This window comes from Dactylosporangium aurantiacum, from assembly GCF_000716715.1.
In the GTDB taxonomy this organism is placed as follows: Bacteria; Actinomycetota; Actinomycetes; order Mycobacteriales; family Micromonosporaceae; genus Dactylosporangium; species Dactylosporangium aurantiacum.
Map to the genome: position 1 here is coordinate 77225 of NZ_JNYJ01000002.1, position 13132 is coordinate 90356.

The window sequence follows — 13132 nt, forward strand, 5'->3', positions numbered from 1 at the left end:
GCCGCAGCGGAGCGAGGAGCCGCGAATCATGGGCTCAGGGTTCAGGTCAGGCCGGCGAGGTCAGGCCGGCGCCGGAGCGCAGCGGAGGTGACGGCATGACCGAGCGGGATGTCCAGGCGGAGCGGATCGCGAAGCTCATCGCGCCGCTGCGGGTGCCGACCGGGGCGAAGCTGCGGCTGGCCGGGCAGTACGACCCGGGGTACACCGGCGGGCTGCACCGGCACGGCGGCGGCACCGACGAGCTGCTGCAGCGCGGCGTCGCGCTGCTCACCGACTACCAGGCGCGGCTGGCCGCGCAGGGCACCCACGGGGTGCTGGTGGTGCTGCAGGCGCTGGACGCCGCCGGCAAGGACGGCACGATCCGGCACGTGATGAGCGGCGTCAACCCGCAGGGCGTCCACGTGCACAGCTTCAAGGTCCCGTCGACGGAGGAGCTCGGGCACGACTTCCTGTGGCGGTACGCGCAGCGCCTGCCGGGCCGCGGCGAGATCGGCATCTTCAACCGGTCGCACTACGAGGAGGTGCTGGTCGTGCGGGTCCACCCGGAGCACCTGGACCGCCAGCGCCTGCCGGTCGAGGCGCGCCGCGGCGACCTGTGGCGGCGCCGGTTCCGGGCGATCAACGCGTGGGAGCGGCACCTCACCGGCAACGGCTTCCGCATCGTGAAGCTGTTCCTCAACGTGTCGAAGGAGGAGCAGCGCAAGCGGCTGCTGCAGCGCATCGACCGGCCCGACAAGAACTGGAAGTTCTCCGCCGCCGACGTCGCCGAGCGCGGCCACTGGGACGCCTACCAGGACGCGTACGCCGACATGCTGGCGCGGACCAGCACCCGGTGGGCCCCCTGGTACGTCATCCCCGCCGACCACAAATGGTTCGCCCGGATCGCGGCCGCGGCCGTCATCGCGGACACCCTCATCGGGATCAACCCGCGCTACCCGGTGGTCGACCGGGGCGCGCGCGAGGAGCTGCAGCGGTTCAAGTCGGTGCTGGACGCCGAGCCGTCCATCGGCCGTCACCCCGGCCGGGCGAGGTGACCGGCGCGGGTGACGGCGACCGTGGAGGGGTGAGGTACCCCCCACGGAGGAGGAGTCACCATGGAGCGTTACCCGGAGATCGGCGACCACGGGTTGATTGGTGACCTGCAGACCGCCGCACTGGTCAGCGGCGACGGGACGGTGGACTGGTTCTGCTGCCCCCGCTTCGACTCGCCGAGCGTGTTCGCCTCGCTGCTGGACGCGGACCGCGGCGGGTACTGCCGGGTCGCCCCGGTCGACGGTCACGTGGTGAGCCGGCAGCTGTACCTGCCGGAGACCGCGATGCTGATCACCCGGTTCATGACGGAGGGCGGCGTCGGCGAGGTGGTCGACTTCATGCCGGTCGCCGGGACGGTGCCCACCGACCGGCACCGCCTGGTGCGGATGGTGCGCACGGTGCGCGGCACGATGCGCTTCACCTTCGAGGTGCGGCCCCGCTTCGACTACGGCCGGGCCCCGCACAAGCTGGAGATGTTCGACGAGGGAGCGGTGTTCGCCGGCGACGGCATGGAGCTCACCGTCAGCCCGGTCGGCTCGGGGCACCGGGCGCTGGACGTGCACCGCGACGGCGACGACCTGCTGGTCGAGCTGACCCTGGACGAGGGTGAGTCCGCCGGCGTGCTGCTGGAGTCGATGGGCGGCCGCCCGCACCGGGTGCCCCTGGCGGAGCTGGAGCACCTGGCCCAGGACACCGCCAGGTACTGGCGGGACTGGGTGAACGCCTCGACGTACCGGGGGCGCTGGCGGGAGATGGTGACCCGCTCGGCGATCGCGCTGAAGCTGATGACCTACGCGCCGACCGGGGCGCCCGTGGCGTCGCCGACCGCGGGGCTGCCGGAGCAGGTCGGCGGCGAGCGCAACTGGGACTACCGGTACACCTGGATCCGCGACGGCTCGTTCTCCATCCACGCCCTGCTCGGCCTGGGCTACACCGAGGAGGCGGCCGCGTTCGGCCGGTGGCTGCGCGACCGCACCATGGAGAGCGCCGGCTCCTCGTCCGGCCCGCTGAAGATCATGTACCGGGTGGACGGCTCCTCCGACCTCACCGAGGAGACCCTCGAGCATCTCGAGGGCTGGCGCGGCTCCCGCCCGGTGCGCATCGGCAACGACGCCGCCGACCAGCTGCAGCTGGACATCTACGGCGAGGCGCTGGACGCGATGTACTCCGCCGAGCGCGGCGGGATCGGCATCGCCCACCAGGCGTGGCTCGGCCTCACCGACGTGATCGACTGGCTGTGCGACCACTGGGACCAGCCGGACGAGGGCGTGTGGGAGACCCGCGGCGGCCGGCAGGACTTCACCTACGGCCGGTTCCAGTGCTGGGTGGCGCTGGACCGGGCGCTGCGGCTCGCGGCGGAGCACGGCCGGCCGGCCGACGTCGCCCGGTGGACCATCGAGCGGGACAACGTGTACCGCCAGATCATGAGCCGGGGCTGGAACGCGGAGAAGGGCACGTTCACCCAGCACTACGGCTCCGACGTGGTCGACGCCGCGCTGCTGCTGATGCCGCTGACCGGCTTCGTCACCCCGAACGACCCGCTGTGGGAGTCGACCCTGGCGGCGATCGAGCGGGAGCTGGTGTCCGACAGCCTGGTCTACCGGTACAACCCGAGCGCCTCGCCCGACGGGCTGCGCGGGGACGAGGGCACGTTCTCGATCTGCACCTTCTGGTACGTCGACGCCCTGGCCCGGGCCGGCCGGCTCACCGAGGCGCAGCTGGTGTTCCAGAAGATGCAGACGTACGCCAACCCGCTCGGGCTGTTCTCCGAGGAGATCGGCCTGACCGGTGAGCAGCTCGGCAACTTCCCGCAGGCGTTCAGCCATTTGTCGCTGATCAACGCCGCGGTGAGTCTCGACCGGCGGTTGGAAGAGCGCGCCCGGCGGTGCGGGTAGGCGAATTCCGCCATGTTGTGATATCGAGTTCAGTCAAGATGTTTGCGGCCTTGAAAATAGTTGCTCGCCGATTACTATGACGTTCGGCGAGAACGCGTTCCGCGCTCGTCCCAATTTCGCGGTTCCGGTCGTGGGCGGTGGGTGCCCGGGTCGGTGCTGCACGGCGATAGGGGACGGATGCTCAACCGACGGAAAGCCCTGGCGCTCGGTGGTGCGGTCGGGGCCGCGAGTCTGTTCATTCCATCCAGTGCCACCTCCGCTCCATCCGCCGCCGGCGTCCACACGGGGCACCTGCCCCGGCTGACGCCGGCGCGCCGCACCGGCGGGGGGCCGGTCGTGACGCCGTTCCGGTCGCCGATGCCGTTGCCGCCGTCGGTGGCGCCGGTGTCCACGACCGGCGGCATCGACCTGTACCGGATCCCGATCCGGCCGGCGAAGGTGGAGATCTTCCCCGGCACGACCACTGACGTGCTGTCCTTCGGCGGTGCCTTCATGGGCCCGCTGATCAGGGCGAAGGCCGGCCGCCGGGTCGGTGTCGTGTTCACCAACCAGCTCGGTGAGGCCGCCAACGTGCACCTGCACGGCGGGCACACCGCGGCCAACAGCGACGGCCACCCGATGGACGTCATCGAGCCCGGCGGGTCCAAGCCGTACGAGTACCTGAACCGGCAGCGCGGGGCGACGCTGTGGTACCACGCGCACGAGCACCACACCGAGGCCGAGCACGTCTACCGGGGCATGCACGGCTTCTACGTGATCGACGACGACGCCGAGTGCGACCTGCGGCTGCCCGCCGGCCCGTACGACGTGCCGATCATGCTGCGCGACGCGCTGTTCGACGACCAGCACCAGCTGGTCTACGACGACCCCGGCAACCGGCCGACGATCCTGGTCAACGGCAAGGTCCAGCCGTTCTTCCGGGTGGCCGCGCGCAAGTACCGCTTCCGGCTGCTCAACGCCTCCACCGAACGCGCCTTCGACCTGCGCCTGGAGGGCGCGTCGATGACGCAGATCGCGTCGGACGGCGGGCTGCTGCCGGCCCCGGTGCCGCGCCCGCAGGTCGGGCTGTGGGCCGGTGAGCGGGTCGAGGTGGTGGTCGACTTCGCCCAGGTGCCGATCGGCGGGCACGTCCTGCTGCTCGACGGTGACCAGCCACTGCTGCGCTTCGACGTGGTGCGGCGGGTCCCGGACGGCAGCCGGCTGCCGGACCGGCTGCGGCCGCTGCCGCCGCTGCCGGCGCCGACCGTGTTCCGGGAGGTCGCGTTCAACATCGACTTCACCGGCGACCCGCTGCCGGTCGCCCAGGTCAACGGGCAGCCGTACGACCCCGAACGGGTCGACTTCCGCGTCCGGCGCGGCACGACCGAGGTGTGGACGGTCCGCAACGCCGACCCGGTGCCCGGCCCCTTCCCGGTGCCGCACAACTTCCACCTGCACATGACGCAGTTCCGGGTGCTCAGCCGCAACGGCGGGCCGATCACCCTGGACGACGCCGGCCTGAAGGACACCGTCGCGCTGCCGCCCGGGCACACCGTGCAGGTCCAGGCGACATTCGAGGACTTTCTCGGCCAGTACGTCTTCCACTGCCATTTCCTGGAGCATTCCTGGCTCGGGATGATGGCGCAGATGCTGATCGTAGAATAGACAGAAGATTTGCCCGTAAGACCGATCGGAGATTGACACCGAAATGCCGGGTGCGGGCATTTTCCCCGCACCCGGACATTTCAGGAACGGTGGCCGCCGGCCCGGGTGCTGACGTAGTTGTTGTCCCGGTCGAGCTTGAGCGCCTGCCCGCTGAGGTAGCCGACGCCGTCCGGGTACGTGTACGGCTGCATGAACCAACTGGCCCGCACGTCGCGGGCGAGCCGCGCGAGGGGGTGCCCGGCGGTGTAGGCGGCGCCGCCGACGACGGTGAGGCAGTCGTCGACGAGCGCGGGCGCGAGGCTGTTGACCGTCATCTTCGCGCACTGGAACGCGGTCATCATCTGCCGTCCCCGCTCGCCCGGCTCCAGCGACGTGTCGGCGGAGACCCGGTCGACCTCGGTCAGGGCCGCCGCGACGGTCGCCCGGACCGCGAACAGCCGGGCGTCGACGTCGGCGACCAGCGTGCACACCGCGGCCGGTGGCTCGCCGCCCCGGTCGCGCACGTGGCCGACGGCGGTGTCGCGGGCCGCCTGCGCCGCGCCCACGTAGATGCCGAGCATCGAGCACGAGCTGACGGTCTGTCCGGCCAGCACCGCGTCGTCGCGGGCGCCGACGCGGCCGCGGGCGAACACGTCGCCGGCCGGCACCGGGCACCGGTCGAACACCACGTCGACGGTGCCGGAGGCGCGCATGCCGAGCGGGTCCCAGCCGTCGACGACGGTGAGCCCCGGGGTGTCGCGGCGCACGACGGGCGCGACGAGGTCCGGCGGTGCGCCGGCGGCGGGCAGCTGCGCCGAGACGACGAAGTGCGTCGCGACCGGCCCCATGCTGACCATCGTCTTGCGCCCGGACAGCAGGTAGCCGCCCTCGCCGTCCGGGGCCAGCTCGGTCACCGCGTCGCGGTGGTCCTTGACCGCGCCGCACACCAGGGCGTCGCCGCGGGCCATGGCCCGCAGCAGCCGTTCGGCGAGCGGCCGGACGGCGGGCCGGCCGTGGCGCCACTCGTACGTGAGCGTCAACCCGCGGCTGAACTGCACGTGCAGCGCGAGCGCGGTGGACGGGTCGGCCTCGCCGAGCGCCGCCAGGGCCACGGCGGTGTCGTGCAGCCGCCCGACGCCCAGGCCGCCGAGCTCCGCGGGCACCGTGCCGCCGAGGATGCCGTGGTCGCGGAACCGGTCGAAGACGGCGGTCGGGAACCGCCCGTCGCGGTGGTTGACCCGGGCGCCGGCGCGCACCTCGTCGAGGCAGCCGCCGATCGCGTCGAGCAGCCGCCGCCCCTCGGCCGTGGCCGGCCGGCGCAGCGCCCCGTCCGCGCCGTCCGCGCCGTCCGTGGCGGACGTGGCGGACGTGGCGGGCACGGTGGACACGGTGGCGTTCACAGCTGCACCGCCCGCGCGTTGAGGATCGCCAGCAGGGTCCGGGCCTGGACGTTGACGTAACGGCCGTGCCGCAGCAGGAAGCTCAGCTGGCCCGGGGTGACCCACAGGAACCCCGGCGGCGGCACCGCCGGGGCACTGTCCTCGTCGGCCTCCACGATGACGTACCGGTTGTTGGCGTGCATGAAGCGACCGCCCTCCTCCGAGTGCAGGGCCAGGTACCGGATCTGGTGCGGTGCCGCGTTGAGCACCAGGTCCAGGAACGGCGGCCGGTCGGCGCTGTCCAGGTGCGCGGAGTTGCGGGGCGTGCACTGCACGGTCGCGCCCAGCTCGACGGTGTCCAGGAAGCCGCCCTCGACCCGGGCGTGCACGAGCAGGTGCGGCACCCCGGCGAAGGAGCGCACCACGAAGGCGACGAGCCCCAGCCCGACCGGCTCGAACAGCGGCTGGGTCCAGCTGGCGACCTCCCGGCTGGAGCCCTCGACGGCGACCGCGACGACCCGGAAGTACCGGTTCGCCACGTGCGCGATGCGGTGCTCGTCGCGGACCCAGTCGGCCACGTCGTCCAGCGGCATCCGCCAGGCCCGCAGGTCGTGCCGGGCCCGCTCGGCGGTGAACCAGGACAGCACCTCGGTGTCGGAGTACAGGGCGCCGGCCTCGTCGTAGTCGGCCGGGCAGCAGGCGAGCACCGTGCGGGAGTCCATGTTCACCACGTAGTCGCGGCGCATCAGCTCGGCGATCTGCCCGAGCGTCAGCCAGCAGAAGTCCTCCTCCAGCGGCACGTCGTCGTACGCCTCGACGATCATGTTGCGGTTGGACTTCTGCAGGAACCAGGAGCCGTGCTCCGACTGCAGCACGTCGGCGATGACCCGGCCGCGCCCGGGCCGCACGAAGTAGTCGAGGTACTTCACCGGCGCGCCCCGGTGCACGCCGGTGTAGTTGCTGTACGTGGCCTGCACGGTCGGCGACAGCTGCACCAGGTTGGGGTTGCCGGGCTCCATCTTCGCCTGCATCAGCAGGTGCAGCACGCCGTCGATCTCCTTGGCGAGGATGCCGAGGATGCCGACCTCCGGCTGCACGATGATGGGCTGCTCCCACTCGGCGGCCTGGTACGGCCCGACCGGCGGGCCGCCGCGCACCACGTGCAGCCCCTCGACGGTGAAGAACCGGCCGCTGTGGTGGCGCAGGTTGCCGGTCGCCTCCTCGAACGCCCAGCCGTCGAGGTCGGCGAACGGGATGCGGCGCACCTGGAAGCGGTGCGCGCGCCGGCGCCGCTCCAGCCAGGCGGCGAAGTCGGCGGTGCGCAGCCCGGCGCCGGCGTCGGTCATCGCCGCCGACTGCCACATCCGGACCGAGCTGCTGCTGTCGTTGCGGGTGGCCAGCCTGACAACGTCGTTCATGCCGTCACCTGCGGCTGGCCGAGCCGGCTCTCCAGGTCCAGGGACTCCTCGTAGCCGGGCAGCAGCCCGGCGGCGAGGGCCTCGGCGAGGGTCGGTGCCGCCGCGTCGCGGGCGGACAGCAGCGGCGTCACGCCGTCGGGGAGCGGAAGGCCGAGCCGGTCGTCGTGCGTGGACAGCGCCAGCTCGTTCTCGGCGCGGTACTGCAGCGACAGCACGTAGCACATCACGCTATCCTCGATCACGATGAATTGGTGCGCTACCCCGACCGGGAGGTAGACGGCGTGCCGGTGCCGCCCGTCCAGGCGCACCGCGTCCCACTGCCCGAAGGTGGGCGAGCCGACCCGGGTGTCGAGCACCACGTCGATGACGGCGCCGCGCGGGCAGTAGACGTATTTGGCCATGCCGGGCGGGGTGCGGGTGTAGTGCGGTCCGCGGACCACCCCGGCGCGGGACTCGCTGTAGCTGACCTGCGCCACGTGGAAGAACGGGTGGCCGACCGCCTCGACGAACGCCGACTCCTCCAGCGGTGACAGGAACAGCCCGCGCTCGTCGGGGTACACGTCCGGGATGAACTCGACGGCGCCCGGGATCGCCAGTTTGCGCGCCCGCATCCGTCACACCACGCGCACGTCGGGCACGTAGAGGATCCACGCGCCGCCCGCCTGCCGGAACGCCTGCTCGTTGCGCATGATCTCCTCGGCGTGGTTCCAGGCGAACAGCAGCGCGTAGTCCGGGTACGGCGCGGCGAACGCCTCCGGGGGCCGCACCGGGATGTGCCGGCCCGGCGTCAGCCGGTGCTGCTTGGCCGGCGTCGAGTCGCACACGAACTCGACCAGGTCCGGGCCGACGCCGCAGAAGTTCGTGACGGTCGCGCTCTTCGCGGTGGCGCCGTACGCCACGACGCGCTTGCCCTCGGCGCGCAGCCGGCGCAGCAGGGCGGTCAGGTCGTCGCGGACACGCGTCACGTTCGCCGCGAAGCGGCGCAGCGTCGCCAGGTCCGAAAGCCCCCGCGCGTCCTCCTCGGCGAGCAGGTCGCGCACGGCCGCGGACGGCTCCCGCACGCCGGCGCGGGCCAGCGTGTAACGCACCTCGCCGCCGTGCACCGGCAGCCGCCGCACGTCGACCAGGTCGAAGCCGAAGTGCCGGGCCATCGCCCGCACCGACCCGGCGGAGAACAGGAAGAAGTGCTCGTCGTAGATCTGGTCGAACGACGTCTTGTCCACGATGTCGCCGAGGTACGGGTCCTCGAAGACGAACACCCCGTCGGGGGCCAGCAGCGCGTCGACGCCCTTGAGGATCGACTCGACGTACGGGATGTGGCACATGGTGTTGGCGGCGTAGACGACGTCGGCGGGGCCGTGCTGGGCGCGGGTCTCCGCGGCGGTGGCGGCCTCGAAGAACGCGTTGCGCACGGTGATGCCGCGCTCCGCGGCGAGCCGGGCGACCTGCCCGGACGGTTCGAAGCCGAGGTGGCGCACGCCGGCGGCGCTGATCGTGCCGAGCATGACGCCGTCGTTGCAGCCGACCTCGACCACGAACGGGTCGGGGCCGCGCAGCGGGCCGTCGAGCAGGTCTCGGGCGGTGCGCTCGAAGTGCTCGCGCATGACGGCGGAGCCGGAGGAGCGGTACGGGTACGCGTCGGCGAACATCCGCTCGCGGGGCACCTCCTCGAGCAGCTGCACCATGGTGCACGACCGGCACTGCCCGACGAGCAGGTCGTAGGTGAACTCGGTGCCGATCTCGGCGGGCTCGATGAAGTGGTCGGACAGCGGCTGCCGGCCGAGGTCGAGGAACTGCACGACCTGCCCCGCGCACACCCGGCAGGTGCCGGTGCGCGGCTGGTCGGTCTCCGTCGGTGCTTGCATGCTCACTCCTTCACAGGCTCAGGATCACGGCCCGCAGCGCGTCAATGACCTTGTCCTGCAGGTCCGGCGCGAGCGCGGGGTACATCGGCAGCGAGAAGATCCCGGTGGCCAGCCGCTCGGTGACGGGCAGGTCACCGGCGCCGTAGCCGAGATGGGCGAAGCCGGTCATCGTGTGCACCGGCCACGGGTAGCTGATGTTCAGGGCGATGTCGCGCTCCCGCAGGCGCTCCAGAATCGTGTCCCGTTGCGGGTGGCGCACGACGTAGACGTAGTAGACGTGGGTGTTGCCGGGTGTGGTGGCGGGCAGCACGAGGCCGTGCCCGGCGAGGTCGGCGAGCCCTTCGGCGTACCGGGCCGCGACGGCGCGGCGGGCGTCGACGTACGCGTCGAGCCGGGACAGCTTGCGCCGCAGGATCTCCGCCTGCACCTCGTCGAGGCGGCTGTTGTGCCCGGGGGTCTGCACCACGTAGTAGGTCTCGGCCATGCCGTAGTACCGCAGCCGCCGCAGGTTCGCGTCGACCCGCGCGTCGCCGGTGAGCACGGCGCCGCCGTCGCCGTAGCAGCCGAGCACCTTCGTCGGGTAGAACGAGAACGCGGCGGCCGTGCCCATCGTCCCGGCGAGCCGGCCGTGGTGGCGGGCCCCGTGCGCCTGGGCGCAGTCCTCCACGACGGTGAGGCCGTGCGCGCCGGCGAGGTCCCGCAGCGGCGCCATGTCGACGCACTGGCCGTACAGGTGCACCGGCAGCAGCACCTTCGTCCGGTCGGTGACGACCGAGGCGACCTGGCCGACGTCCATCAGGTAGTCCGACTCGCGCACGTCGACGAAGACCGGGGTGGCGCCGACGCTGTCGATGGCCACCACGGTCGGCGCCGCCGTGTTCGACACGGTGACGACCTCGTCGCCGGGCCCGACGCCGACGGCCTGCAGGGCGAGCGCGACGGCGTTGGTGCCGTTGTCGACGCCGACGCAGTGCCCGACGCCGTGGTACGCGGCGAACTCCGCCTCGAAGCCGCGCACGCTGTCGCCGAGGACGAGCTGGCCGGACTCGAAGACGGTGCGCACCGCGTCGAGGATGTCGTCGCGTTCGGTCCGGTACTCCGGCAGGTAGTCCCACACCCGTGTGGTCATGCCGTCACCTCCTCGGCGCTCAGCGGGACGGCGGGACGGGTGCCGGGCCGCACGGTGGACAGCCGCTCGACGGCGGCGTCGACGCGTTCGTCGGTCGCGGTGAGCGCGACGCGGACGTGGGCGTGGCCGGGGTCGCCGTAGAAGACGCCGGGGGCGACCAGGATGCCGAGGCCGGCGAGGAACATGACGGTGTCCCAGCAGGGCTCGTCGCGGGTGCACCACAGGAACAGCGACGCCTCGGAGTGCTCGACCCGCAGGCCCGCGCCCTCCAGGGCGGCGCGCAGCTTGTCGCGGCGGCGCAGGTACCGCCCACGCTGCTCGTCGACGTGCGTGTCGTCCTCCAGGGCCGCGGTCGTGCCGGCCGCGATCGGCTCCGGCATGATGAGCCCGGCGTGCCGGCGCACCTCCAGCAGCCGCCGCACGAGGGTCTCGTCGCCGGTGACGAAGCCGGCCCGGTAGCCGGCGAGGTTGGACCGCTTCGACAGCGAGTGCACGGCGAGCACGCCGGTGTGCGAGCCGCCGCACACGTCCGGGTGCAGGATCGACGTGGCGGGGACGTCCCAGGCGTGCTCCAGGTAGCACTCGTCGTTGACGACGATGACGTCGTTGGCGCGGCCCCACGCGACGAGCTCGCGCAGCCGGGCCACGCCGAGCACCCGGCCGTCGGGGTTGCCGGGCGAGTTGAGCCACAGCAGCCGGGCCGGCGCGGGCAGGCCGTGGTGCACGTCGACCGGCACGGACTCGGCGCCGGCGAGGCGGGCGCTCACGTCGTACGTGGGGAAGGACAGCGCCGGGTAGGCGACGCGGTCGCCGGCGCCGAGGCCGAGCGCGGCCGGCAGCCAGGCGATCGCCTCCTTCGTGCCGACCACCGGCAGCACCGCGGACGGCTCGACCGTGACGCCGAAGCGGCGCCGCAGGTAGCCGGCCGCGGCGGCGCGCAGCCGCGGGGTGCCCTCGGTCGCCGGGTGGCCGGGCGTGTCCGTGCACGCCCGCACGGCGCGTTGCACGACGTCGGGGACCGGGTCGACGGGGGTGCCGAGGGCGAGGTTGACGACGCCGCCGGGGTGGCGCAGCGCCCGCTCGCGCACCGGGGCGAGCACCGACCACGGAAACTCGGGCAGTTCTCTGATCATGTCGCGCTCCTCGGTGTCGCCGGCCGCACGGTGCGGCCGGTCGGGCCGGCCTGCCAGTCCGCCTCGATGCCCCAGGTGACGATCCGCACGGGGCGGACCCGGATCAGGTCCTCGTCGCCGGTGAGCGCCTCCGCGGTGCCGCGGACCTCGAGGCCGCGGGCGACGATCGGCGCCGTGGACGGCAGGTCGTCGACGATGAAGGCGACCCGGCTGCCGGCCTGCACGTCGCGGTACTTGCGGCTGCGGCGCAGGTCCCGGCCGGTGATGTCGATCGTGCCGAGGTCGGCGTTGTACCGGTAGCCGACCGGGACGTTGTGCGGGGTGCCGTCGGCGCCGACGGTCGCCAGCCGCCCCAGCTGCTGGGACCGCAGGTACTGCACTTCCTTGGCCGTGAAGGACACGGTGCTCCTCTCCGCCGGCGGCGGCACGCTGGTGCCGGCCGGGTGGGGGTCGGGGTTACGGCGTGGCGGTCGGCTGCGGCACGGCGGCCGTGGCCCGCCCGGTGGCGTGGCCGGTGGCGGCCGGCACGGGCGCGGTGCGGCCCGGGGTGACCCGGCGGCCGGGACCGACGACCGCGCCGACGACCGGGGCGCCGCCGTCGACGACGGCGCCGGGCAGCAGGATGGCGTCGCGCACGACGGCGCCGGTGACGCCGCAGCCGGCGCCGACGGCGACATCCGGGCCGACGAGGCTGTCGACGACGACGCTGCCGGCGCCGACGACCACCGGGCCGACGAGCCGGGACCGCACGACCCTGGCCCCCGGGTCGACCCGCACCGGGCCGTGCACGACGGTCCCCGGTCCGACGCCCGTCCCGGCGTCCCGGCCGGCGTCCGTCCCAGCGTCCCGGCCGGCGTCCGTCCTGGTGTCCCGGCCGGCGTCCGGGGTGGTGGCCGGGGTGGCCGCGCCGCGCAGGTCGGACAGCAGGAGGCGGTTGCAGTCCAGCAGGGCGGTCACGCTGCCGGCGTCGCGCCAGGCGCCGTGGAACCGCTGCGCGGTCACCGGCCGCCCGTCGTCGATCAGGTGCTGGATCGCGTCGGTGATCTCCAGCTCGCCGCGGGCGCTCGGCCGGATCCGCCGGACCGCCCGGTGCACGGCGGCGGTGAACCAGTAGACGCCGATGATCGCCAGGTCGCTCGGCGGGTCCGGGGACTTCTCGGCCACCGCCCGCACGGTGCCGTCGGCGGCGAGGTCGGCCACCCCGTACGCCCGCGGGTCCGGCACCGCCGTGACCAGCAGGTGCGCGTCGGAGCGGGTCTCGCGGAAGCGCCGCAGCGCCGGGCGCAGGTCACCGACGAGGACGTTGTCGCCGAGGTACATGACGAAGTCGTCGTCGCCGAGGAAGTCGCCGGCCAGCCGCACGCAGTCGGCGAGCCCCGCCGGCCGGTCCTGTGTCAGATACCTGACACGCAGCCCGAGGTCGGCGCCGTCGCCGAACGCCGCCCGGATCTGCCCGCCGAACCGGCCGACGACCACCCCGACGTCGGTGACGCCGAGCGTGCGCAGCTGTTCCAGGCAGTGCCGCAGCACCGGTGTGTTCGCGATCGGCAGCAATTGTTTCGGGATTGTTTGAGTCAGTGGACGCAATCGGCTTCCGGTCCCGCCGGCCAGCACCAAGGCCTTCAATGCAGCGCCTCCGCAGCTCGCGCACAGATGTG

At 73.1% G+C, this 13132-nt stretch carries 11 protein-coding genes; 3 read left to right on the forward strand and 8 right to left on the reverse strand.

The genetic code is table 11. The annotated features are described in order from the left end of the window. Positions 1-95: 95 nt before the first annotated feature. The 3 genes from OP18_RS02720 to OP18_RS02730 all read left to right on the forward strand — a co-directional run bounded on the left by OP18_RS02720 (position 96) and on the right by OP18_RS02730 (position 4571). The gene (locus OP18_RS02720; protein ID WP_033357090.1) at positions 96-1034 is read left to right on the forward strand and encodes a polyphosphate kinase 2 family protein; all 939 of its coding nucleotides are present in this window, start codon (positions 96-98) and stop codon (positions 1032-1034) included. A gap of 60 nt (positions 1035-1094) precedes the next feature. Then, positions 1095-2927, forward strand: a complete 1833-nt coding sequence (locus OP18_RS02725) for a glycoside hydrolase family 15 protein (RefSeq protein WP_033357091.1) — start codon at positions 1095-1097, stop codon at positions 2925-2927. A 336-nt stretch (positions 2928-3263) separates the two neighbouring features. Then, positions 3264-4571, forward strand: a complete 1308-nt coding sequence (locus tag OP18_RS02730; protein WP_211273424.1) for a multicopper oxidase family protein — start codon at positions 3264-3266, stop codon at positions 4569-4571. An 80-nt stretch (positions 4572-4651) separates the two neighbouring features. On the opposite strand, the gene OP18_RS02735 is transcribed toward OP18_RS02730, so the two are convergent. Genes OP18_RS02735 through OP18_RS02770 form a run of 8 tightly spaced genes read right to left on the reverse strand, consistent with a single transcriptional unit; the run spans position 4652 to position 13088 of the window. Next, a complete protein-coding gene (locus OP18_RS02735) occupies positions 4652-5950 on the reverse strand; it encodes an acyl-CoA dehydrogenase family protein (protein ID WP_245635231.1) in 1299 nt (432 codons plus the stop codon). Next, the gene (locus OP18_RS02740) at positions 5947-7347 is read right to left on the reverse strand and encodes an NDP-hexose 2,3-dehydratase family protein (protein ID WP_033357227.1); all 1401 of its coding nucleotides are present in this window, start codon (positions 7345-7347) and stop codon (positions 5947-5949) included. The genes OP18_RS02735 and OP18_RS02740 overlap by 4 nt, the downstream gene beginning before the upstream one ends. Then, the gene (locus OP18_RS02745; RefSeq protein ID WP_033357093.1) at positions 7344-7958 is read right to left on the reverse strand and encodes a dTDP-4-dehydrorhamnose 3,5-epimerase family protein; all 615 of its coding nucleotides are present in this window, start codon (positions 7956-7958) and stop codon (positions 7344-7346) included. The genes OP18_RS02740 and OP18_RS02745 overlap by 4 nt, the downstream gene beginning before the upstream one ends. A gap of 3 nt (positions 7959-7961) precedes the next feature. Beyond that, positions 7962-9212 carry a class I SAM-dependent methyltransferase gene (locus OP18_RS02750; RefSeq protein WP_033357094.1) on the reverse strand — a complete coding sequence of 417 codons (1251 nt, stop codon included), beginning with the start codon at positions 9210-9212 and terminating at the stop codon, positions 7962-7964. A 10-nt stretch (positions 9213-9222) separates the two neighbouring features. Beyond that, a complete protein-coding gene (locus OP18_RS02755; RefSeq protein ID WP_033357095.1) occupies positions 9223-10341 on the reverse strand; it encodes a DegT/DnrJ/EryC1/StrS family aminotransferase in 1119 nt (372 codons plus the stop codon). After that, entirely contained in the window at positions 10338-11474 is a 1137-nt protein-coding gene (gene dapC, locus OP18_RS02760; protein WP_052386123.1) for a succinyldiaminopimelate transaminase, read from the reverse strand. The genes OP18_RS02755 and dapC overlap by 4 nt, the downstream gene beginning before the upstream one ends. Further along, positions 11471-11875: a PPOX class F420-dependent oxidoreductase gene (locus OP18_RS02765; protein WP_033357096.1), complete on the reverse strand. Its 405-nt coding sequence runs from the start codon at positions 11873-11875 to the stop codon at positions 11471-11473. The genes dapC and OP18_RS02765 overlap by 4 nt, the downstream gene beginning before the upstream one ends. Positions 11876-11930: 55 nt before the next feature. Continuing rightward, positions 11931-13088 (reverse strand): sugar phosphate nucleotidyltransferase, encoded by a 1158-nt coding sequence (locus OP18_RS02770; RefSeq protein WP_245635241.1) that lies wholly within the window; start codon positions 13086-13088, stop codon positions 11931-11933. Positions 13089-13132 lie beyond the last annotated feature (44 nt).